This window comes from Xanthomonas sp. CFBP 8445 (genome assembly GCF_025666235.1).
Taxonomy (GTDB): domain Bacteria; phylum Pseudomonadota; class Gammaproteobacteria; order Xanthomonadales; family Xanthomonadaceae; genus Xanthomonas_A; species Xanthomonas_A indica.
Window position 1 is genome coordinate 1,954,040 of sequence record NZ_CP102594.1, and the last position, 19,961, is coordinate 1,974,000.

The 19,961-nt window shown below is 71.3% G+C and carries 17 protein-coding genes and 1 tRNA gene; 4 read left to right on the forward strand and 14 right to left on the reverse strand.

Going from position 1 to position 19,961, the window contains the following annotated elements; translation table 11 throughout:
• Positions 1 to 142 precede the first annotated feature (142 nt).
• From NUG21_RS08245 to NUG21_RS08275, 7 genes are all read right to left on the reverse strand, one after another.
• Positions 143 to 802 carry an HNH endonuclease gene (locus NUG21_RS08245; RefSeq protein WP_026143548.1) on the reverse strand — a complete coding sequence of 220 codons (660 nt, stop codon included), beginning with the start codon at positions 800 to 802 and terminating at the stop codon, positions 143 to 145.
• A gap of 115 nt (positions 803 to 917) precedes the next feature.
• A complete protein-coding gene (locus NUG21_RS08250) occupies positions 918 to 2,702 on the reverse strand; it encodes an acyl-CoA dehydrogenase C-terminal domain-containing protein (protein ID WP_263392777.1) in 1,785 nt (594 codons plus the stop codon).
• Between the two features lie 103 nt (positions 2,703 to 2,805).
• Positions 2,806 to 3,453, reverse strand: a complete 648-nt coding sequence (locus NUG21_RS08255) for a response regulator (RefSeq protein WP_263392778.1) — start codon at positions 3,451 to 3,453, stop codon at positions 2,806 to 2,808.
• A gap of 109 nt (positions 3,454 to 3,562) precedes the next feature.
• Positions 3,563 to 4,276 (reverse strand): sensor histidine kinase, encoded by a 714-nt coding sequence (locus NUG21_RS08260; protein WP_263392779.1) that lies wholly within the window; start codon positions 4,274 to 4,276, stop codon positions 3,563 to 3,565.
• Positions 4,273 to 7,509, reverse strand: coding sequence for a serine/threonine-protein kinase (locus tag NUG21_RS08265; protein ID WP_263392780.1), 3,237 nt, complete (start codon positions 7,507 to 7,509; stop codon positions 4,273 to 4,275). Before NUG21_RS08265 ends, NUG21_RS08260 begins: the two co-directional genes overlap by 4 nt.
• Entirely contained in the window at positions 7,506 to 8,351 is an 846-nt protein-coding gene (locus tag NUG21_RS08270; RefSeq protein WP_263392781.1) for an FHA domain-containing protein, read from the reverse strand. The genes NUG21_RS08265 and NUG21_RS08270 overlap by 4 nt, the downstream gene beginning before the upstream one ends.
• 46 nt (positions 8,352 to 8,397) lie before the next feature.
• Positions 8,398 to 9,234, reverse strand: coding sequence for a DUF6689 family protein (locus tag NUG21_RS08275; protein ID WP_263392782.1), 837 nt, complete (start codon positions 9,232 to 9,234; stop codon positions 8,398 to 8,400).
• Between the two features lie 232 nt (positions 9,235 to 9,466).
• On the opposite strand from NUG21_RS08275, the gene NUG21_RS08280 reads away from it, so the two are divergent.
• Positions 9,467 to 10,870 carry a S8 family serine peptidase gene (locus tag NUG21_RS08280; protein ID WP_160945958.1) on the forward strand — a complete coding sequence of 468 codons (1,404 nt, stop codon included), beginning with the start codon at positions 9,467 to 9,469 and terminating at the stop codon, positions 10,868 to 10,870.
• Positions 10,871 to 11,411: 541 nt separating this feature from the next.
• Here the strand turns inward: NUG21_RS08280 and NUG21_RS08285 are convergent.
• From NUG21_RS08285 to NUG21_RS08305, 5 genes are all read right to left on the reverse strand, one after another.
• Positions 11,412 to 12,410 carry an HlyD family secretion protein gene (locus NUG21_RS08285; protein WP_160945960.1) on the reverse strand — a complete coding sequence of 333 codons (999 nt, stop codon included), beginning with the start codon at positions 12,408 to 12,410 and terminating at the stop codon, positions 11,412 to 11,414.
• An 8-nt stretch (positions 12,411 to 12,418) separates the two neighbouring features.
• Positions 12,419 to 12,625, reverse strand: a complete 207-nt coding sequence (locus NUG21_RS08290; RefSeq protein ID WP_263392783.1) for a DUF1656 domain-containing protein — start codon at positions 12,623 to 12,625, stop codon at positions 12,419 to 12,421.
• Positions 12,609 to 14,783, reverse strand: coding sequence for an FUSC family protein (locus tag NUG21_RS08295; protein ID WP_263392784.1), 2,175 nt, complete (start codon positions 14,781 to 14,783; stop codon positions 12,609 to 12,611). The genes NUG21_RS08290 and NUG21_RS08295 overlap by 17 nt, the downstream gene beginning before the upstream one ends.
• Positions 14,780 to 15,277 carry a MarR family winged helix-turn-helix transcriptional regulator gene (locus tag NUG21_RS08300; RefSeq protein ID WP_019797268.1) on the reverse strand — a complete coding sequence of 166 codons (498 nt, stop codon included), beginning with the start codon at positions 15,275 to 15,277 and terminating at the stop codon, positions 14,780 to 14,782. The genes NUG21_RS08295 and NUG21_RS08300 overlap by 4 nt, the downstream gene beginning before the upstream one ends.
• A 271-nt stretch (positions 15,278 to 15,548) precedes the next feature.
• A complete protein-coding gene (locus NUG21_RS08305) occupies positions 15,549 to 16,025 on the reverse strand; it encodes an LEA/WHy family protein (protein ID WP_160945962.1) in 477 nt (158 codons plus the stop codon).
• A gap of 599 nt (positions 16,026 to 16,624) precedes the next feature.
• Between NUG21_RS08305 and NUG21_RS08310 the strand changes: the two genes are divergently transcribed.
• The 3 genes from NUG21_RS08310 to NUG21_RS08320 all read left to right on the forward strand — a co-directional run bounded on the left by NUG21_RS08310 (position 16,625) and on the right by NUG21_RS08320 (position 17,931).
• A tRNA-Phe gene (locus tag NUG21_RS08310) sits at positions 16,625 to 16,700 on the forward strand.
• 346 nt (positions 16,701 to 17,046) lie between these two features.
• Entirely contained in the window at positions 17,047 to 17,289 is a 243-nt protein-coding gene (locus tag NUG21_RS08315) for a hypothetical protein (RefSeq protein WP_160945963.1), read from the forward strand.
• Positions 17,290 to 17,385: 96 nt separating this feature from the next.
• Positions 17,386 to 17,931, forward strand: a complete 546-nt coding sequence (locus NUG21_RS08320) for a lipocalin family protein (protein WP_263392785.1) — start codon at positions 17,386 to 17,388, stop codon at positions 17,929 to 17,931.
• Positions 17,932 to 18,182: 251 nt separating this feature from the next.
• Here NUG21_RS08320 and NUG21_RS08325 read toward each other — a convergent pair whose 3' ends face one another.
• Together NUG21_RS08325 and xseA are read right to left on the reverse strand one after the other, a co-directional pair.
• A complete protein-coding gene (locus tag NUG21_RS08325) occupies positions 18,183 to 18,569 on the reverse strand; it encodes a hypothetical protein (protein WP_242084543.1) in 387 nt (128 codons plus the stop codon).
• Positions 18,570 to 18,597: 28 nt separating this feature from the next.
• Positions 18,598 to 19,938 (reverse strand): exodeoxyribonuclease VII large subunit, encoded by a 1,341-nt coding sequence (xseA, locus tag NUG21_RS08330; RefSeq protein ID WP_263392786.1) that lies wholly within the window; start codon positions 19,936 to 19,938, stop codon positions 18,598 to 18,600.
• Between the last annotated feature and the right edge of the window lie 23 nt (positions 19,939 to 19,961).

Genomic DNA, 19,961 nt, shown 5'->3' on the forward strand with positions numbered 1-19,961 from the left:
GAGGTTCAGCGGACCTGTCATTTTCCTCTCCATTCCGGGCACGCGCAATCAACCCGTTCAGTCGCGGGCGCAGGCATGGCCTGTTTCGGCCGGGGTGCGGCAATCCGTCGCAGCGGGTGTGACGGCGGCGTGAGGCCGCGCGCTACAACGACAGCTTCGAGCGCTTCGGCAACTGCGCCTTCAGGAACGACATCTGGTCGGCCAGGATGTTGCGGTTGGACAGGATCAGGTGCTCGATCCAGCTCGGCCGGTACGGCACCGCCAGCAGCGGCATCGACGCCTGCTGCGGGGTGCGGTTGCCCTTGCGCGAATTGCAGTGGAAACACGCGGTGACCACGTTCTCCCAGATGTCGCGGCCGCCCTTGGACACCGGCAGCACGTGGTCGCGGGTCAGTTGCGGGCGGCTGAACTGCTGGCCGCAGTACAGGCACAGCTGCGCGTCGCGGGCGAACAGCGCGGTATTGGTCAGGGTCGGGGTCGGATCGAGCGCACGCGCATGCGCGTGGCCGCGCGCGGCAATGATCGGATGCAGTTCCAGCACGCTGCGCTCGCCGCTGGCGCGACAGATGCCGCCATGGATGTGCAGGCACGGCTCGCCGAGGGTCCAGGCGACCGCGCCGCGCGCGTACAGGCATGCCGCGTCCTGCCAGTTGATCCAGTCCAGCACGCGGCCGTGCGCGTCCAGCGACAGCAGCCGGACCGAAGGCAGGTGGGAAGGGGACGCCGCGGGCGACGGGACCGCGGCCGAGGCGCCGCAGGCCCCGGTATCGATCAGACCAAGCGTTGTTGTGTCTGTCTCCATCGGGAAAACAGCTTATACCCGATTGGTGACGGTTTGTGTATCGGCCGCCACCGGCGGTGCCGCCCCGGCACGGCGCGCGTGCCGGGGCGGCCTGCGCGGACGCAGGCGTGCGGACTCAGAACTGCGCGTCGGCCAGCGCCATCAGCGGCTCGGCGCCGCTGTCGATGGCCGCAGCGTGGGTCAGCGTGCGCGGCAGCAGGCGGGCGTAGTAGAAGCGCGCGGTCTCGCGCTTGGACTGCTTGAACGCCTCGCCGTGCGCCGAGGCCTCGGCCGCGGCGACGCTGCGCGCCCACCAGTAGGCCAGCACCACGTAGCCGGAATAGAACACGTAGTCGTAGCTGGCCGCGCCCAGTTCCTCGGGATTGCCGGCGGCGCGCTGCAGGATGCGCTTGGTCAGCGCGGCCCACTCGGCGGCCTTCTCGCGCAGCGGGGCGATGAACTCGGCCACGGCCGGGTTGTCGGCATGCTCGGTCAGGAAGGCCTCGATCTGCGCCAGGAACAGCTTCAGCCCGGCGCCCTGGCTGGACGCGGTCTTGCGCCCGATCAGGTCCAGCGCCTGGATGCCGGTGGTGCCTTCGTAGAGGGTGGTGATGCGCGCGTCGCGGGCCAACTGCTCCATGCCGTGTTCGTGGATGTAGCCGTGGCCGCCGAAGCACTGCAGCGCGTGGTAGGTGTTCTCCACCGCCCACTCGGTCTGGCAGGCCTTGGAGATCGGGGTGAGGAAGCTGACCAGCACGTCGGCCTGCTCGCGCTCGGCCGGGTCCTGTGCACTGTGCGCGATGTCGATCAGGGTCGCGGCGTGCAGCGCCAGCAGGCGGCTGCCTTCGGTCAGCGCCTTCACCGTCAGCAGCATGCGGCGCACGTCCGGGTGCACCAGGATTGGGTCGGCCGGCTTCTCCGGCAGCTTGGCACCGCTGAGCGAACGCGACTGCAGGCGTTCGCGGGCGTAGCGCAGCGCATTCTGGTACGCGCGCTCGGACAGGCCGATGCCCTGCAGGCCCACGCCCAGGCGCGCGGTGTTCATCATGGTGAACATGGCCTGCAGGCCCTTGTGCGGCTGCCCGACCAGATAGCCTTCGGCGCCGTCGAAGTTCATCACGCAGGTGGACGAGCCGTGGATGCCCATCTTGTGCTCCAGCGAGCCGCAGCGCAGCGCGTTGCGCGCGCCGACGCTGCCATCGCGGGCGACCTTGAACTTCGGCACGACCAGCAGCGAGATGCCCTTGGCGCCGGCCGGCGCGTCCGGCAGCCGCGCCAGCACCAGGTGCACGATGTTGTCGGTGAAGTCGTGCTCGCCGGCGGTGATGAAGATCTTGGTGCCGCTGATCGACCAGCTGCCGTCGGCGTTGGGTTCGGCGCGGGTCTTGAGCAGGCCCAGGTCGGTGCCGCAATGCGGCTCGGTCAGGCACATGGTGCCGGTCCAGCGGCCGTCCACCAGCGGCTTCAGGAACACCTCCTGCTGCCACGCCTCGCCGTGCTGCTTGAGCGCCTCGACCGCGCCGTGCGACAGCAGCGGGAAGTTGCCCCAGGCCAGGTTGGCGGCATTGACCATCTCGTTGAGCGGCACGCCCAGGGTGTGCGGCAGACCCTGGCCGCCGAACTCGGCGGCGGCGGTCAGCCCGGTCCAGCCGCCCTCGGCGAACTGCTGGTAGGCCTCGCGGAAGCCGGGTGCGGTGGTGACCGCGCCGGTGGCCTTGTCCAGGGTGCAGCCGTGCTCGTCGCCGACCCGGTTCAGCGGCGCCAGCACGGTGCCGGTGAAGCGCGCCGCTTCCTCCAGCACCGCGTCGATCAGTTCGGCGTTGGCGTCGGCATGGCCCAGGCGGGCGAACAGTGCCTCCACCTGCAGCACGTCGTGCAGCGCGAAGCGGAGATCGGTCAACGGGGCTTGATAGGTGCTCATGCGTTCGCTCGTGGCTAGGGCCGCGGCGCGGCCGAGGCCCCCAGGATACTATGGCGTATGGAGTGCGCGCAGCCGCGGCGAAGGCGCGGCTATGCGGCGCCGTTCAGTCGAGCAGGCCGTGGCGCACCGCGTAGCGCACCAGCTCGGCGGTATTGCGCATGCCCAGCTTGTTGAGCACGCGGAAGCGGTGGTTCTCGGCGGTCTTGACGCTGATCTGCAGCACCCGCGCGATCTCCTTGGTGGTGCGGCCCTCCACGATCAGGTGGAACACCTCGCGCTCGCGCGCGGTCAGGCCGCGGTAGGGGTCGGGCGGCAGCGCCTGCGGCTGCTGCATCTGCGTCACCAGCGCCTGCGCCGCCTGCGGCGAGAAGTGGCCGCGGCCAGCGTGCAGGTTGCGCACCGCGGCGATCAGGTCGGCGCTGGCGCTGTCCTTGAGCAGGTAGCCGGACGCGCCGGCGCGCACCGCGTGCAGCACGTATTCGTGTTCCTCGTGCATGGTCAGCACCAGGATCCGCGCCAGCGGCACGGTCTCGCACAGCCGCCGCACCACGTCGATGCCGTTGAGCCGCGGCATGGAGATGTCCACGATCGCCACGTCCGGATTGGTCGCCTCGGCCTTGGCCAGCGCCTCGATGCCGTCGGCGGCCTGCGCCACCACCTGGATGCCGTCGATCGCGTCGAGCACGGCGACCAGGCTTTCGCGCACCAGGGTGTGGTCGTCGGCGATGAGCACGCGGATCGGTGCGCTCATGCCGGTGCGCGTCCGTTGCGCGCATTGGCGCAGGCGGCCACTGCCCGCGACGATGCCGATCGCGTCTGAAGGGCCGCGCGGGCGCGGAACTGGGGCAGGGCGATGACCTTCAATCGGCCTCCAGCGGGACCCGGATCTGCACGCAGCAGCCCTCGCCCGGCGACGATTGCAGGCGGATGCTGCCGCCGCTCAGGCGCAGGCGTTCGCGCAGGCCGCTCAGGCCGCTGCCGCCGGCCACCAGTGCCTGCTGCGGATCGCAGCCGCGGCCGTCGTCGAGCACCTGCAGCTGCGCCCAGCCGTCGCGGGCGACCAGCCGCAGCAGCACCGACTGCGCACCCGAGTGCTTCAGCGCATTGGTCAGCGCCTCCTGCGCGCTGCGGAACAGCAGGGTCTGCAGCGCTTCGTCCAGCGCCGGCAGCGGGCCGATCTCGACGGTCACCGGGGTGGCGCCGGCGGCGGACTGGCTGCGGCCCAGCCAGCCCAGGGCCGCTTCCAGCCCCAGGTCGTCGAGGATCGGCGGGCGCAGCAGCCGCGACATCTGACGGGTGTCTTCCAGCGCCTGCGTGCACAGCTGGATGGCGTCCTCCAGCGGCGCGCGTAGCGCCGCATCGGCGCTGCCGAGCGCCGCGCCCAGCTGCGCCAGGCGGTGCTTGAGCACGGTGAGGTTCTGGCCGACGCCGTCGTGCAGCTCGCGCGCCAGGCGCCGGCGCTCGTCTTCCTGGACCTTGACCACGGCGCGGCCGAGGCGGCGGAACTCGCGCTCGTTGGCCTCCAGGCGTTGCAGCAGCAGGCGGTAGCGTTCGGCGGCCGCAACGTCATTCATGGCGTGGCGCCCGCGCGTGCGACAGATGACCCCTCGGCGGCCTGCGCCGCCGCGCGGCGCGCGCGTTGCGCGGCGGCGTGGTCGCCGAGCGCCTCCAGGCGCTGCGCGGCCTGCGCGTGCAGGGCCGCGGCGAACAGCGGGCTGCCGCGCAGCAGCAGGGCCTGCGCCTGCGCGTAGCGCGCCGCCACCTGCTCGGCCGCGCCGTAGCGCAGCGCCTGCTGCAGATAACGCAGGCGCAGCCCGGCATGGCCCAGGCGCGCGATGTCGCCCTCCAGCGCGGCCAGGGCGGGTTCGTCGTGCGCGGCCTGCACCTGTACCTGCAGTTGCAGCAGACGGGTGCCGCTGGTGCGCGCCAGCGCCTCGGCCTGACGCCGCGACGCGGCGGCCGCGGCGGCGTTGCCGTCGCGCTCGTCCAGTTGCGCCTGCAGCAGCGCGGCACTGGCGCGCTGTTCGCTGGACACCGAGGCGGGCGCTTGCCGCTGCACCTGCTGCAGCGCCAGCCGCGCCTGCGCCGGGTCGTCCAACGCCAGCCACACCTGCGCGCGCAACAGGGCGATGTCGGTCTGGCCGCGCTGGTCGCGGCTCTGCTGGAACAGCCGCTGCGCCTGGTCCAGTTCGGTCAGCGCCACCGCGCGCTGGCCCTGCCAGAACGCCAGTTCGGCCAGGTTGCGCCGGCTCACCGCCACTTCCTCGAGCATCTGGTGGCGCTCGGCCTCGCGCAGCGCCTGGGTCAGCAGCGTCTGCGCCTGTGCCCAGTGGCCGCGCGCGGTGGCCAGCAGGCCCAGGTTCTGCGCGGTGCGCACGCGGCCGGTGGCGTCGTTGAGGTCGGCGTAGGCGCGCGCGGCCTGTTCCCAGAACGCCTGCGCGCTGTCCAGGTCGCCCAGTTGGAAGTGCGCGAAGCCGATGTTGTTGAGCGTCTCGGCGACGCCGTGCGCATCGCCGAGTGCGCGCCAGGCCGTCAGCGCGCCGCGGAACGCCTGCAGCGCCTGCGGGTAGTCGCCACGCTCTTCGGCCAGCAGGCCGAGTTCGTTGGCGGCGGCGGCCTGGCCGTCGCGGTCGCCCAGTTCGGAATACAGCGCCTGCGCCTGCTGCAGCTTCTGTTCGGCCTCGGCGAAGGCGCCGCCGATGCTCAGCGTGCCGGCCAGGTTGCGCAGGCTGGTGGCAACGCCACGGCGATTGCCGACCTGCCGGCGCAGCTCCACGGCGCGCAGGTACTGGGCCTGCGCCTGCTGCGCCAGGCCGAGGCGGCCATAGCCCACGCCCAGCGCGTTCACGGTTTCCGCCTCGCCATAGAGGTCGCGGCCGCGGCGGAACAGCAGTTGCGCACGCAGCAGGTCGTCGTCCACCGCAGTGGCGGCGTTGCCGCTGAGGATCGCCAGCTTGCCCAGTGCCAGCCACAGCCGCGGATCGTCGGGATCGCGCTGCGCCAGTGCGCGCAGGCGATCGCGCGCAGCATCCAGATGGCCGGCCTGCGCCTGGACGCGCGCGAACTGCAGTTGCACCACGCTGTCGTCGGGCCGCGCCGTGGCCAAGGCCTGCCAGGCGCGGTCGGCGGCGGCGAGATCGTCTTCGGCTTCCAGATGCAGCGCCGCCAGCAGCGCCAGGGTGCGCGGCCGCGCCGGCGCTGCGAGTGCGCGCGCGCTCAACGCCTCGCGCGCCTTCTGGTCTTCGCCGATGGCCTGCGCCGCGACCACTTCGGCCAGGCGCAACGGCGCGGACTGCGGTGCCTGCGCACTGGCCGCGGCGAACTGCTGCAGCGCCTGCGCGCTGTCGTCGCGCTGCAGCGCCGCCAGGCCGCGCGCATACGCCTGCAACGCGGCGGGCGCGGGCAGGTCGCCGGGCAGGGTGGCGCCGTCGGCGAGCAGCGCGCTGGACGCGATCGGCAACCAGGCGGCGTAGGCCGCGGCCGGGTCGGCGGCGGTCGGTCCGTCGATGTGTTGCGCCGCGCCGCTGGCCGGATGCAGCAGCGCCTGCAGGCGCCAGCCACTGCCCTGGCGTTGCAGGCTCGGCTGCAGCACGCGTTGCGCCGAGGCGAGCCGGCGCAGCGCCGCCACGTCCAGCGGCGCCTGGCCGGTGGGGTCGTATTGGCGCAAGGCCTGGCGGGTGCGGTCGGTGTCGACCACGGTCAGCGTTTCGCCGAGGCTGCCGCGCAGCCAGGCCCCCAGCGCCAGGCGCTGTTCGGCGCTGTCCGGATCGCCGGCCAGTGGCAGGACCAGCAGGCGCGGCAGCGGTTGCGCGGCCGCCACCGGCGCCGGCGCGCTGGCGCGTTGCGACTGCCATTGCCAGACGCCGGCACCGAGCAGGGCGGCGCCCGCAAGGGTCGCGGCCAGGCCCAGGCCGAGCCGGCGCCAGCGCCGGCGGTCGTGCGGCAGGTGCCGGCGCTCGATCGCCGCGATCACCTCGCCGGCGTGCTGCAGCCGGTCGCGCGGCTGCGGGCGCAGCAGCCGCTGCAGCAGCCGCACCAGCCAGGCCGGCACGTCCGCGCGCAGCCGGTCCACCGGCGGCGGCTCGCGCAGCATGCGCTGGGCCAGGGTCTCGGATAGGGTGCCGCCGGCGAACGGCACCTGTCCGGCGAGCATTTCGTACAGGATGAGGCCGAGGGCGTAGAGGTCGCTGCGCGGATCGAGCGCATCGCCGCGCGCCTGTTCGGGCGACAGGTAGGCGGGCGTACCGATGACGTTGCCCAGGGTCGCGCCGAGGCCGCTGCTGGCCATCGAACAGGCCACGCCAAAGTCGCTGATCAGCGCATCGCCGTCTCGCCGCAGCAGGATGTTGGCCGGCTTGAGATCGCGGTGCACGACGCCACGCGCATGCGCCGCCTGCAGGCCGCGGGCGATGTCGCCGGCGATGCGCAAGGCGCTGTCGACGTCCAGCCGCTCTTCGCGCTGCAGCCGCGCTTCCAGCGATTCGCCGTCCACATAGTCCATGCTGATCAGCCAGCGCCCGGCGTGTTCGGCCAGGTCGTGGATGCGCACCACGTGCGGGCTGGACACCTGCCGCGCCAGCAGCAGCTCCTGGCGGAAGCGGGCGAAGGCCTGCGGCCGCTGCGCCAGCTCCGGGCGCAGCAGCTTGACCGCCACGTCGACGCCCAGCGCCTGGTCGTGGGCCAGGTACACCAGGCCCATGCCGCCGATGCCGAGCAGGCGTTCGATACGGAAGCGGCCGGCCAGCACCTCGCCAGGACGCAGGCTTTCCTGCGCGTACAGGCCGGTGGCGGTGGCCGCGTCGCTCATGCCGGCCCCGGCGCCGCGCCGGTCTCGCGCAGCGCCTGGCGCGCGGCGATCCACAGCGCGGCGCGTTCGCAGAAGGCCTCGAGCAGTTCCATGTCCAGGGCGCCGATGGCGCTGCCGGCGCGGCGGCTGTCGGCATAGATCGCGCCGAGCACCCGCGTGCCGTCGCGCAGCGGCAGGCACAGCATGGTGCGCAGGCCGGCGGCGCAGACCGAGGCACGTTCGGCGAGCCAGGGCACGCCGCCGATGTCGTGGGCCACGGTGGTCTGGCCGTGCTGCAGGGCGCGTCGCAGCGCACCCTCGCTGCCGGCGAGCCCGTGCTGCAGCGGGAGCGGCCCGGTGCCGTGGCTGGCCGCGATGCGCTGGCCGTGGGCGTCGGCCAGGACCAGCACACCGCGCTCGGCCTGGGCTAGTTCGACCACCGCGTCCAGGCTGGCGCCGAGCAGGTCGTCGAGTCTGCCGACCTGGGCCAGTTCCTGGGTGAGTGCGGTGGCGCGGTCGCAGCGGGCACGCTGGCGGCGCTCGGCCAGTTCCGCATCGGCTGCGCTGAGTGGGGCGAATTCGGCGTAGATGTCGCCGAAGCGCAGCCAGGTCGCCGTGTCCAGGGCAACAGGCGCGGCCACGCGCACCCCGTCGCGGAAGCTGCCGTTCTTGCTGCCCAGATCGTGCAACTGCCAGTGGCCGTCGGCCTGCGGCTGCAGCCGTGCGTGCCAACGCGACACCGAGGGGTGTTCCAGCGCCAGCGCATTGTCCGCCGCGCGGCCGATCGCCAGGGGCTGCCCGGCGGCGAGCAGCAGCGTCGGCGCCGGGGCGTCGGGCAGGTAGGCGGTCAGGCGCGCGGGCATCGCGGGATGTCCTCCGTCGCGGTGCGCGTGACCAATCCTGCAGCGCTCAAGGCGCGTAGAGGCGTTGGTAGTCGATGGAGAAGCGCAGCGTGGCCGCGCCGGCCAGCAGTTCGCCGGCGGGGTTGCCTTCGCTCATGCCGGCGTTCCAGGTCTGCGCGATGCCCTGGCCGGCACGCGCCGACACCTGCTCGCGGAATCCGTCCAGCGCCATCGTGGCGGCGCTGTAGTCGGCGTTGGCCAGCGCGCTCTGCACGCTGTTCAACATGGTCGCCAGCGGCGTCGCCTCGCTGGCGGGCAACTGCGCCACCAGCGCCTGCAGGCGGCTCAGCTTGGCGGCCACCACGGTAGCGGTCGGGCGCAGGTCGTGGATCACGATGAACTGCGAGAAGCCACCGGTGGTGCCGCGGGCGCGGACGCTGCCGGGCGCGATCTCATCGGTGATGTCGCGGAACTCGCCGCCTACCGGAGACTTGAACAGACGCAGCGTGCTGTCGGCGGTGTAGGCCAGCGCATGCGTGTGCAGTTCCACATGCACCACGCGGCGGAACGTCAGGCCGCCGCTCGGCGGCGGCGTCACCGTGATCAGCAGCGGCAACTGCAATGGCACCTGGCCGGCTTGCGTGCTGGGCAGTCGCGGCAGCAGTGCCGCCACCTGCGCCTGGGTCAGCAATTGCGCGCTGAGGCCCAGGTTACCCGGGCTGAGATCGCTGGCGTTGTCGAACTGCAGCGTCAGTTCCGCCAGTGGATGCGGACCGGCACCGATCGCCGCCGTCGCCACATTGCCGCTCACGTCCACCTGCACCGGCAGCGCTTGCGCGGCGAGCCCGCCGGACGCGGTCACGGCGCAGAACAGCAGGCAAACCCTTGCGAACATCATGTGCATCTGAAACCCCCTGTTGCATGTGCCGGCACCGCGCACCGCACCCGCGTTCCGCCCGGCGACGCGGCGAGGCAGCGGCCTACGTCCCGATCATACCGCTCCGTACGGGCGATGCACGCGGCCCTGAGTGTTTCCACCCACGTCCGCTAGGGGCGATCCCGGATAGGCGCCGCCGTGCCGCCGCGGCAGGCTGCAGTCACCCGCCCGTCCCGGGCCCACTCACCGGAGATTCCAGATGCCCATCCGTCGTCCCGCACTCGCCATCGGCATTTGCGCCGTTCTCGCCAGCGGCGTCTTCGCCGGCGGCAAGGCCGAAGCCGCCGCGCATCTGGACAGCCTGCTCGAGTCCAAGCTGGCCAGCACGCCGCTGACCGACGAACTGCAGATCGTCATCACCTACAAGCAATCCAGGCCGGTGTCGGCGGCGCAGCTGACCGTGTTGCACGACCTCGGCATCACCCGCGGCGTCAGCATGCAGACCCTGCCGATCGCCGGCGCGCTGGCCACGCCCGAAGAGATCCTGGCGCTGGCCGGGCGCGACGACGTCGCCTCGATCTACTACAACGCGCCGCTGCGCTACTTCAACCAGGACGCGCGCCAGGCGACCGGGGTCGACCGCGCGCAGAGCAATCCGGGCGATTTCGGCCGCACCGTGCCGTACACCGGCCGCGGCGTCGGCGTGCTGATCAACGATTCGGGCATCGACGCCACGCATCGCGACCTGGCCTACGGCGACCGGGTGGTGCAGAACGTGCTGGCCAACACCAACCTGCACAATCTGGATTCGATGCTGCCGGTCACCTATCTGGAAGGCGTGCCGAATACCGACGCCGGCTCCGGTCACGGCACCCACTGCGCCGGCACGGTCGGCGGCAACGGCGCGCAGTCCGGCGGCAAGTACCGCGGCGTGGCCACCGGCGCCAGTCTGGTCGGCTACGGTTCCAGCGGCGTGCTGCTGATCCTGGACGCGGTCGGCGGCCTGGACTATGCGGCCTCGCACCAGAACAGCTTCAAGGATCCGATCCGCGTCGTCAGCAACTCCTGGGGCAGCTCCGGCAAGTTCGACCCGGCCGACCCGGTCAACGTGGCCACCTACGAGCTGTACAAGCGCGGCATCGTCAGCGTGTTCGCCGCCGGCAACGACGGTCCCAAGGAGGATACCCACAATCCGTACGCGCAGGCGCCGTGGGTGATCTCCGTCGCCGCCGGCAACGTCGACGGCACGCTGGCGGACTTCTCCTCGCGCGGCAAGGCCGGCGAGCGCGATACCTTCACCACCGCCGATGGCAAGAGCTGGACCCATATCAACGAGCCCAGCATCACCGCGCCGGGCGTGGACATCATCTCCACCCGCGCCTCCACCGGCCTGTTGCCGCCGCTGGCCGCGCAGACCGACGCCAAGCTGATCGCCCCGGCGCAACTGCCGTTCTACACCACCATGAGCGGCACCTCGATGGCCACGCCGCATGTAGCGGGTGTGGTGGCGCTGGTGCTGGAGGCCAATCCGAACCTGACCCCGGACCAGGTCAAGGACCTGATCGAGCGCACCGCCACGCCGATGGCGGGACGTGCGTCCTGGGAAGTGGGCGCGGGCTATCTCAACGCCTACTCGGCGCTGCGCGAGGCCAGCAAGAAGTGACCCGCGCGGGCGGACGCCCACGTCCGCCCGAGACGCCGCAGGCGCAGTCGACACGCGGTGTCGGCGCTTGCGATGCACTCAGGACGCGGTCGTTCTACTACGCAGTGAAGCGCCATCGGGCTGACCGACGTCGTTGATGTTTTCGCGTTTGCTTTCGATCACGCTCTCGCCGTTCGACAGCGTGGCCGGCAGCCTCCGCGACCCCCGTGCCGGGACGTGCGGGGTTCCACCGCTTCCCGGAATGGCGTCCGGAAAGCGGATGGGCCCCGCACGTCCCGCATTCTGTTTCGACGGCATGGCGCGCCGAAAGCATCGCGCCGGCACTCCGCTGCCGGATCCCGTCTTCTCGCTAGCGATGTCCGCCGCCAGGAACGCGTTCTGTTTCCGCTCCGGGCGCGATGCCGTTGGATGGGATGACGCGCCACGGCTGCGCCACAGGCGTACCGGGAACGCCCGTCGCGGCTGTTCCCCAAAAAGAACAAACGCCACTCCTATGCATGAGCCTTTCTCATGATCAGAGAGGCCTCGCGCAGGTGTCGCATCACTCCCGCCGCGGATGCACGCTGACCGTGGCGGTCATGCCGGCCGCGAGCAGGGTGCCCTGCGGCACGCTGGCCGGATCGATGCGGATGCGCACCGGCACGCGCTGCGCCAGGCGGATCCAGTTGAAGGTGGGGCTGACGTCGGCCAGCAGCGAGGTGCCGGTGGGGTTGTCGCTGTCGGCGATGCCGCGCGCAATGCCCTCGACCTGGCCGTGCAGCATCAGTCCGCCGCTCATCAGGCGGATGTCGGCGCGGTCGCCGACGTGCACCCGTGGCAGCTTGGTTTCTTCGAAGTAGCCGTAGACCCACATCGCGTCGTCGCGCACCAGCGCCAGTCGCGCGCCGCCGGCCTGGGCGTAGTCGCCCACGCGCACCTCCAGGTTGGTGATGTAGCCGTCGGCGGTGGCGCGGACCTGGGTGCGCTGCAGATCCAGTTCGGCCAGATCGAGCGCGGCCTGTGCCTGTTCCACCGACGCCACCGCCTGCGCCTGCGCCGCAGTGGCCTGGCCGCGCAGCGCCGCGCTGCGATGCACGTCGGCCTGCGCCGAACGCGCGGTGGCTTCGGCGTCCGAGCGCGCCTCGGCGGAGATCACCGCGGCGGCGCGTGCGCGCCGTTCGGCCTGAGCGCGGCGCATCTGGAATTCGGCCTCGCTGGCCGCCTGGGTGGCCGCGGCCGCCGACAGGCTGGCCCCGGCGGCGCGCGCCTGCGCCTGCGCGACCGCAAGGTTGGCGCGGGCCTTTTCCAGGGCCAGTTCATAGCGCTTGCGGTCCACGCTGAACAACAGGTCGCCGCGCTTGACGTGCTGGTTGTCGCGCACCGCCACCGCATCGACCAGCCCGGAGACGTCCGGCGCGATGCGCACCACTTCCGCGCGGACGCGACCGTCGCGGGTCCAGGGCGAGAGCATGTAATGGCGCCACAGCGCATGCGCCAGCAGGGCGGCGACCAGCACCACGATGGCGGTCAGGGCGAAACGGATCAGGGCAGGGGTCTTCATGGCGGGACTCACGGAAGAAGGAGCAGGCCGAGTGCGGCGAACGCGCCCACGTAGATGGCCAGACGGAATAGAGAGGGGTGCCAGGCGTAGCGGTACAGGCCGGCGCGACCGGCGACCGCGTCCAGTGCCCAGGCGACCAGCAGCAGGGCCAGCCCCAGCACCAGCAGGCCAGGCACGTACACCCCGGCGATCGAGATTTCAGCGGGCAGCAGCATCGTCGGCTCCTGGCGTGGCGGTGGTCGGCGCCGGCGTGTCGGCCAGCGCGGCGAGAACGGAATCGGCGTCGAGCAGTGCGCCGCGCAGCAACAACAGGTGCTCGCGGGTGGGCTTCCAGCGCAGCGGTACCGCGCCCTCCACCTGGCTGGCGGCCAAGGCTGCCTCCACCCGCTGCAGGGCCTGGCGGTGCCGCTGTGGGCCGGGATCCAGATACAGGTCGGCCAGCGCCTGCACCGCGGCATCCACCGCGGCGGCCAGCGCCGGCGGCAGCGTGCCTTCGGCGGCATCGCGGCGCAGTTCGACCAGGGTGCGCCCGGTTTCGTGCACCGACAGCGCCCAGCCGAGCAGGTCGCGCAGTTCGTCGCTGCCGGGCGGGGTGTGCGCGACGATCTGCTGGAACAGGTCGCGGTTGACGCTCTCCAGGCGCAGCGCCAGCCCCGGCAGCGGCGCACGCGCCGCCAGTGTGGTCTGCCGCCGCAGCCGCTCGAGCAGGCGCCGGCGCTGCCAGCGCGTGCCGATCACCGGCGGCACGAATACGAACGTCGCGCTCACCGCCAGCGTGCCCAGCAGCAACGGCACCACGCTGTTGAAGGTGGCCGCGGCGTTGAAGCTGGGGGTCGGCTGGACCGCCAGGATCGAGATGAAGGCCAGGTTGGCGCCGGTGGCGAAGCCGTACAGCGCGGGTTTCGAGGCCAGATACAGGGTCAAGAGCAGGAACGGCAAGGTGCCCGCGACGAACAGGCCATAGCCGTCCATCTGCGGCAGCACCAGCAACTGGCAGATCACGCCCAGCATGATGCCGAACACGAACCCGTTGAACAGCGAGCGCGCTGCAGCCGGCGCATTGGCGCTGGACGACAGGATCGCGCTCAGTGCCACCGCCTGGAACACCGCGGTGGCGCCGCTGATCCAGCCGGCCTGGATCCACAGCCAGCACATCGTCGCCACCAGCAGCGCGCTGCGCAGCGCGGTCAGTGCGGCGGCGGCGTAGTCGTTGCCGCGCACGAACACCGCGGTGTCGCCGCTGCCGTCCTGCGGCGTGCGCCACTGCTGCGGCGCGACCAGGGTCGCCTCGGTGGCGACGTAGTCATGCAGGTCGGTGAAGAAGCGTCGCAGCAGCGAGACGCCGGTGTCGAACGCCTCATGTTGCCGGACGGCCAGCGGTGCGCGCGCCTCGGCGGCACGCGTCGCCAGTGCATCGCGGCATGCGGCCAGCTTGCGAGCCGTCGCGGCGGCACCCTCGCGCCCGCCACGGTCGCTGAGCGCGGCCTTCAGCGGCCGGTACAGGCCGATCAACGCCTCGGCCACGTCCGCACTGCCGCTGCGCAGCAGCCGGTTGATGTAGTGATGCAGCGCCTGAAAACTGGTCGACACCGCCATGAAGCGCTGGTTGAGCAGGCGCAGGCGGCCGCTGCGTACCCGCGCTTCCGGATCCTCGAACACCACGGAACTGCGCAGATCCTCGATGGTCACCGCGTCACGCACGAAACGCAGGTGCGCCTGCTCCATCGCTTCGCGCGGCAGCTGGCCGCCGGTGGCGTCGCGGACGAAATCCAGGAAGCCGTCTGAAGCGCGGCGCACGGTGTCGCGCAGGGTCTGGCGCAGCCGGCTGGGAAACACCACGTCGCTGACGATGCCGGTCACCAGCAGGCCCAGCACCACTTCGGTCACCCGCGCCACCACCAGATTGAACACGTTCTGCGGCTGGTTCACAGCCGGCAGCGCGATCAGCGCCACCGTATAGCCGGACAGCACGAAGGCGTAGGCCTTGAAGTTGCGGTACAGCAGGGCGCCGCCGGTGCACGCACCGATCCACAGCGACAGCACCAGCACGAACAGCACCGGTTCCTGCGGGAACAGCGCCACCATCGTCAGCGCGGCGACGCTGCCGATCAGCGTGCCCAGTATCCGGTAGAAGCCCTTCGCGAAGACCATGCCGGTCTGCCGGTGCATCACCACCACCACGGTGATCATCGCGGTCATCGGCGAGGCCAGGTCCAGGCGCAGTGCGATCCAGCCGGCCAGATAGATCGACAGCAAGGTGCGCAGCACGAACAGCCAGGCGTCGCCTTCGCCGCGCAGGGCGTCGGCCAGCAGGGTGCGCAGGCCCGGCGTGGCTTCGGCAGCGGCGGCCGCGTTGGGCTGCGGCGTGTTCATGCCGCGTCCTCGACGCCGCGCAGCAAGGCCTTCAGCAGCGTCTGCAATTGCGCCATCGCCGCCGGATCCAGATGCTGGACATAGGCGTCGAGTTGGGCGCACAGGGCCGGGATCAGCGCTTCGATCAGGCGCTCGCCGGCGTCGGTCAGGCGCAGCAGCAGCATGCGCCGGTCCGCGGCGCTCGGCATGCGCTGGATCAGCCCCTTGTCGACCAACTGTGTGGTGAGCCGGGTGATGTTGGCCGACTTCTCGCCGGCCGCGTCGCTGAGCTGGGACGGGTTCAGGGTCCCGTCCGGGCTGGCGTCGATCATCATCAAGACGTTGTATTCGGCGTAGCTCAGGCCGTAGGGCCGCAGCAGGTCGTTGCTCTGGTCCAGGCTCACCTTGTGCAGCAACTTGATCAGCCGCAGCAGCAGCGCCGCTTCGCGCGGAAAAGGCGGATGCTTGCGCGCGGTTACGTCCAGGCGCTGCTCGGTAGAGGCGAAACGGCTCATGACCGACTCAGGTTCTTGTACATATGTAGATAATACATTTATGTACTAATTTTGCGGTAATGCCGGCTGAACGTGGCTTGGGTAGGTCAGATAGGAAAACGCGCACGGGCGTGCGGCGCGAGGGTGTGCCTAGCGTGCCGAGGCGCAGGTCGAGGAGGTGCCTGTGTCCGGTGAAGCACAGGTCGACGCGCAGGCGTGGCCTGCGCTCGGACGCCGGGGCGGCGCGCTCAAGACGTCCGGAGTGAGGTGGCGCCTCAGCGCCACCGCAGCGTCAGCGCAGCACGCCGTCCAGGCCCGGCGCGGGCGAGAGCATGTTGCGGGTGTCGATGTCGAAGCTGCGCTGCTTCTTGTCTTCCGGCGTCGCGGCGATGCTGCCCTTGAGGGTGTACTCCAGGCTGCGGCGGCCGGCCAGCGCGTCGGCCACGGCCATGCGCGCGCTCGAGCTGGGCCGCAGCGCGACGCTCACCACATCCGCCGTCTCCGGCCCGATCGAGATCGCGGGAGCGGCCTGCAGGCTGCCGGCGGCTTCGCCGCCGACGCCCAGATCCAGGCGCAGGGTGTCGTAGCGCATCGGGATGCTGCTGTAGTTCTGCAGGCGCAGTTCCACCTTCCAGCTGCCGTCCATGTTGACCGTCAGCTGTTGCACGCTGGCGGCCGGGTCGGACACGCGCCGCACCATCCCGTCGCCGCAGGCGGCGAGCAGCGCAGTGCACAACACGAGCAAGCCGAGGCGGAGCGGGTGACGCATGAGCGGAATCCAAGGAAGGAAGACCGGCGAAGACTACACCACCCCCTTGTCCGCCGTGGCAGGCCGAGGACATGGCATTCGCACGGGCGGCTGCCGCGCCGGGGCTGATGGGGCTGTTGGGCAGGCGTTTGCCGCACGCAATAGCCGCAGGCGGCGCGCTGGCCAGCGATCCCGGCGGGTGGCGGCGTCGTGGCGCAATGGGGGAAGCCGCTGTCCATGCTTCGGGTCATGCCGCGCGCCCGCCACCGGCGTGACGTTCGCCGCAGTGGCGGTGCCGTCTGCCGATCGTCCGATTCCCAGCAGCCTGCGAGCGCGCCGGTTCGTTCGCACCCTGATGCTTGCGCGGTCCATCTTTCGACGTGACAGGTCGGTGCCCGGGCGGTGTCCACGGCGATCCGGCCGGCGGCCATCATCGAGGCGTCCCTGCCGTACGCCGGCCGGATGCCGCGGACGCATCCAGCATTGCGTTGCAGCGGGTCGGGCGCCGTCGGTGCAGGCCGCGGCGGTCGGTAGGAAAATTCTGCAACATTGCGCTTGCCCAATCCCGATCGCCTCGCTATGATGCGCGTCCTCGCACCGGTCCTGCCGCGTTGCGCAGTGGCCGAGTAGCTCAGTTGGTAGAGCAGGGGATTGAAAATCCCCGTGTCGGCGGTTCGATTCCGTCCTCGGCCACCATCTTCATCAAGGCTCTACAGCGAGGTAGGGCCTTTCTTTTTTCCGACTTGCACCAGTTTTTGAACCACGCGCGTGGCGGCTCGGCGTGTCGGGTTCGCACGCATGTGCCCTGGGTCGTGCCGACCTCTCGCGCTATGCAGACTTCCGCATGCGTGCCCAGGGTTTGACGGCCGCCCCGACCGGTTGCGCGTGAAGAACGTGTGTCCAAGATTGTAGACAAATGCGTCCGTGTCACGGTTTTTCGAGATATTCCGCTCAATCGAAGGCGTTGCCTGTCGTAATCATAGGCATGGGCAATCGGGGGCACCGGCCAATGACCAGCGGATTCGGACGGAAATGCGGCGGCATGGCGCTGCTGTGGGCCATGGCTGGCGCCGCGATGGCGGCCCCCGACCAGGGAGAGCATGCGGGCGAACAAGGCGGTTCCGGCGCCGAGGCGCCTTACATTGAACACGTCGGCTCCGAGTGCGTGATGGTCAACACCTACCTGCAGCGACGCGACGGCGTGGTCGAGCGCGTCGTGCTGCGCGAGCCGGTGCAATGCGCCGGCCAGCCAGACCAGCGCTCCATGGCCGACCTGCGCAACTGACCGGCCACGCCATCGCCGCCGGCGTTCGGCGCCGCGCTTTACATCGCTGCGCAGCTCCTGCATAAGCTGCTGCTTCCCGTCCATCGGAACCTGCGCATGCGTCTTTCGCCGATCGCGCCACTGTTGCTGGCGTGCCTGCTGTGTCTCGCATCGCCGCTGCGCGCCGCGCAGCCGGTGACCTCGGTCGCCGAGTTCGATCTGGGCCGCTATGCCGGGCAGTGGCATGAGATCGCGCACCTGCCGGTCTCCTTCCAGAAGAAATGCGTCGGCGACGTCACCGCGGCCTATGTGCTGCGCGACGACGGCCAGATCGGCGTGCGCAACGCCTGCCGCACTGCCAGCGGCGACCTGCTGGCGGCCGAGGGCGTGGCGCGGCGGGTGGAGGGCCATCCCGGGCGGCTGCAGGTGCGCTTCGCGCCGGACTGGCTGGGCTGGGTGCCGTTGGTATGGGCCGATTACTGGGTGATCGCGCTGGATCCGGACTACCAATGGGCGCTGATCGGCGAACCGGGACGCAAATACCTGTGGGTGCTCTCGCGCTCGCCGCGCATGCAGCGCAGCGTGTTCGAGGCGATCAAGGCCAAGGCGGTGGCGATGGGCTACGACCTCGGCCCGCTGCTGGTGGTCGCGCCGCTGGATTGAGTGCAGCGCCGCCGCGTGGTGCCTGGCGTGCGCCCGGTACCGCATGGGCCGCAGGTGCTGACGAGCACATGGTCGCTGGGCGATCCCGCAGGGCCTGGCAGTTCGGGCGAGAGATTGACGATCGGTCGCTTCCGCCGGCGATCGCCGGGGGCTGGAGCGACGCGCGTTGGCGGCTATCTGGTAGCGCATTGCGCATGCCAACGCAGCGCCTACGCGGCATCGCCTGCGCCGCGCGGTGCGGCCACCGGTTGTCAGCCGGGAAACGCCGCCAGTGCCGCGGCCAGCAGTTCGGCGCTGTCGCCGTCGCGCAGGGTCTGCAGCGCGCTGCGACCATCGGCGAGGCGCACCTCCCGCAGCCACTGCGACAGCGTCGCCAGGTCGCTGCCGCAGCCGTTCCAGGCCACGCAGATGGTTTCGCCGACATTGTGCAGGTCGGTATTGCTCAAGTACGCCAGGGTGCCGTCGTGCGCCAGCCAGGCGAGCGCGCGCTGTGCGTCCTCCGGGGCGCCGTAGGCGGCGCCGTCGATCAGCGACAGCAGATCGCTGCTGTCGGCGCGGCGCTCGGCCCGGCGCCGTTCGGCGCGGCGCATGCCCTGCAGGATCGCCTTGATCCTGTCTTCGTGGAGGCTGTCGGTCATGGGGGCGAGGACGGTGGACGTGGAGGGATCACTCTGCGCGCTCGGCACGCAGTTGCAGTTCGCCGTCGGCCAGGCGTGCGCGCAGGCGATCGCCGGGCGCGACCTGGGCCGCCGAGCGCACCACGCTGCCGTCGTCGGCGCGGGTCAGGATGCTGTAGCCGCGCGCCACGGTGGCCAACGGGCTGACCGTCTCCAGGGCGCGCGCCAATGCGCGCAGGCGCTGCGCATCGGCCTGCAGCTGCCGCGCCATCGCCGCTTGCGGGCGCCGGCCCAGCGCCAGCAGGCGCACACGCAGCATCGCCAGCCGACGCTGCGGCTGCGAGGCGCGCAGCACTGCGGCGGCATGGCGCAACTGGGCGTGGCGGCGTTCCTGCTGCTGCCGCCACACCGTCGCCAGCCGGCGTCCGATGTCGTGCTGGCGGCGTTGCAGCAGGTGCAGGCGCGCTTGCGGACTCTGCGCCTGCAGGCGCAGCAGGGCGCGGTCGGCGCGTTGCTGCGCTTGTCGCAGCCGGTGCTGCTGCCAGCGCAGCAGCGCGGCGTGCTGGGCACGCAGGCGCGCGCCGAGATCGCGCTGGTCGGGCACCAGCAATTCGGCGGCCACCGATGGCGTCGGCGCACGCAGGTCGGCGGCGAAATCCGCCAGGGTCACGTCGGTTTCGTGGCCGACCGCCGACACCACCGGGGTGATCGCCGCGGCGATGGTGCGTGCCAGATGTTCGTCGTTGAACGCCCACAGATCCTCCAGCGAGCCGCCGCCGCGGGTCAGCAGGATCGCGTCGTAGCGGCCGCTGGCATCGGCCTGACGCAGCAGGGCGGCGATCTGCGCCGCGGCGCTGTCGCCCTGGACCAGGCTCGGCAGGACGTCCACCTGCAGCAGCGGCATGCGCCGGCCCAGCACGCTCAGCACGTCGCGCACGGCGGCGCCGCTGGGCGAGGTGATGACCGCCAGGCGGCGCACGAAGCCGGGCAGGGCGCGCTTGCGTTCGCTGGCGAACAGGCCTTCGGCGGCGAGCCGCGCCTTGAGTTCCTCGAACGCGCGGCGCAGCGCGCCTTCGCCGGCTTCCTCCAGATGGTCCAGCACCAGCTGGTAGTCGCCACGCGCTTCGTACAAGGTCAGGCGCCCGCGCGCCAGCACGCGCAGGCCTTCGCGCGGCACGAACCGCAGCCACTGGCTCTTGGGCTTGAACATCGCGCAGCGCACCTGCGCGCGCGCGTCCTTCAAGGTGAAGTACAGATGGCCGGACGAGGGCCGGGTGACGTTGCCCAGTTCGCCCTCCACCCAGGCCAGCGGGAACGTGCTCTCCAGCAGGTCGCGGGCCAGCGTGTTGAGCTGGCTGGGGCTGAGGATCTGGTCGGCGCGGTCGGGCATGCGGGCAGTGCAGGGCGTACGGG

Coding starts and splice junctions, on each gene's coding strand:
- NUG21_RS08295 (WP_263392784.1), bottom strand. CDS start 14,783: ATGAACACGCCGCAGCCCAACGCGGCCGCCGCTGCCGAAGCCACGCCG.
- NUG21_RS08260 (WP_263392779.1), bottom strand. CDS start 4,276: ATGAATGACGTTGCGGCCGCCGAACGCTACCGCCTGCTGCTGCAACGC.
- NUG21_RS08305 (WP_160945962.1), bottom strand. CDS start 16,025: ATGCGTCACCCGCTCCGCCTCGGCTTGCTCGTGTTGTGCACTGCGCTG.
- NUG21_RS08290 (WP_263392783.1), bottom strand. CDS start 12,625: ATGCTGCTGCCCGCTGAAATCTCGATCGCCGGGGTGTACGTGCCTGGC.
- NUG21_RS08320 (WP_263392785.1), top strand. CDS start 17,386: ATGCGTCTTTCGCCGATCGCGCCACTGTTGCTGGCGTGCCTGCTGTGT.
- NUG21_RS08270 (WP_263392781.1), bottom strand. CDS start 8,351: ATGCCCGCGCGCCTGACCGCCTACCTGCCCGACGCCCCGGCGCCGACG.
- xseA (WP_263392786.1), bottom strand. CDS start 19,938: ATGCCCGACCGCGCCGACCAGATCCTCAGCCCCAGCCAGCTCAACACG.
- NUG21_RS08280 (WP_160945958.1), top strand. CDS start 9,467: ATGCCCATCCGTCGTCCCGCACTCGCCATCGGCATTTGCGCCGTTCTC.
- NUG21_RS08300 (WP_019797268.1), bottom strand. CDS start 15,277: ATGAGCCGTTTCGCCTCTACCGAGCAGCGCCTGGACGTAACCGCGCGC.
- NUG21_RS08285 (WP_160945960.1), bottom strand. CDS start 12,410: ATGAAGACCCCTGCCCTGATCCGTTTCGCCCTGACCGCCATCGTGGTG.
- NUG21_RS08255 (WP_263392778.1), bottom strand. CDS start 3,453: ATGAGCGCACCGATCCGCGTGCTCATCGCCGACGACCACACCCTGGTG.
- NUG21_RS08275 (WP_263392782.1), bottom strand. CDS start 9,234: ATGCACATGATGTTCGCAAGGGTTTGCCTGCTGTTCTGCGCCGTGACC.
- NUG21_RS08315 (WP_160945963.1), top strand. CDS start 17,047: ATGGCGCTGCTGTGGGCCATGGCTGGCGCCGCGATGGCGGCCCCCGAC.
- NUG21_RS08325 (WP_242084543.1), bottom strand. CDS start 18,569: ATGACCGACAGCCTCCACGAAGACAGGATCAAGGCGATCCTGCAGGGC.
- NUG21_RS08245 (WP_026143548.1), bottom strand. CDS start 802: ATGGAGACAGACACAACAACGCTTGGTCTGATCGATACCGGGGCCTGC.
- NUG21_RS08250 (WP_263392777.1), bottom strand. CDS start 2,702: ATGAGCACCTATCAAGCCCCGTTGACCGATCTCCGCTTCGCGCTGCAC.
- NUG21_RS08265 (WP_263392780.1), bottom strand. CDS start 7,509: ATGAGCGACGCGGCCACCGCCACCGGCCTGTACGCGCAGGAAAGCCTG.